This is a genomic window from Bradyrhizobium sp. NBAIM03, assembly GCF_020194055.1.
Classification (GTDB): domain Bacteria; phylum Pseudomonadota; class Alphaproteobacteria; order Rhizobiales; family Xanthobacteraceae; genus Bradyrhizobium; species Bradyrhizobium yuanmingense.
The window spans coordinates 1-887 of sequence record NZ_JADYVS010000093.1 but is presented as its reverse complement, the minus strand read 5'-3'; the positions used below and the strand labels follow the sequence as shown (position 1 = coordinate 887).

Annotated in this window: 1 protein-coding gene; it reads left to right on the top strand. The window is 61.1% G+C overall.

The window, feature by feature from the left end; translation table 11 throughout:
- Window positions 1-619: 619 nt before the first annotated feature.
- A partial coding sequence (locus I6F21_RS39125) for a helix-turn-helix domain-containing protein (protein ID WP_346656858.1) occupies window positions 620-887 on the top strand: 268 nt, incomplete at its 3' end.

The window sequence follows — 887 nt, the reverse complement described above, 5'->3', positions numbered from 1 at the left end:
CTGAGTTCAAGCGTGCTCGGGAGGCGCTTGACTAGAATAAAGCGTCTAGAGTTGCTGCGATACATTCGACGCATCACCCTGCATTGTTGCTCAGGCGGGCGCATTCACTTGGACAGGGCGCAGACTCCAAGAGATCACCTTGGCTCGATTACGCGATTGCGGGCGGCGGCCTGTCGTGCATCACCGTTTTGACCGACTCCAGCGTCAACGCACAGGGGCCCGCGAACGGCCCTATGCGCTCAGAGTGCGCGAGCGGCCAAGCGCCTGATCTTCGACGACTCCTCTTCGCTCTGGCGGCGTGCAGATGCACGATGAGCTGAATTAGCGGCGATCAGATACCCGAAGTCTGGATATTGTCTCGAAGAGCCGTTATCCAAATCCCCTAATGCCCCTCCGACTGAAGCGCCGGAGCTGTCTCCTAACGACTCCTGATTACTCCAGGAGCGCCGGACGCACACGATCCGAATCACACTTCCACGGACATCCGCTGCTCCCCGTCAGGTGGGAGCCCTCCTTGCTGATTCCGCTCGATGTCGCCCACGATTCCGGAATGATCTCGCCCACCGTTCCGATTTGATGTCGCCCGCCATTCCGAGATGATCTCGCCCACCATTCCGGGATGATGTCGCCCGGGGTGACGAGGCCTCTTCTGGCTCCGATGCGGTCCCGCCTTTCGGCTTTGCGAAGGGGGACCTGGATGCCGACGGAGAGGTTTGCGATGCGCCATGTGCGCGATGTGATCAGATTGAAGTCGGCCTGGATGCCGACCCGCGAGATTGCGCGGCGGTTGGGGACGGCGCCTTCGACGGTGCGGTTGACGATCCGTCGTTTTGAGGCGGCGGGGCTGACCTGGCCGTTGTCTGACGACATCACCGACACTGATCTGG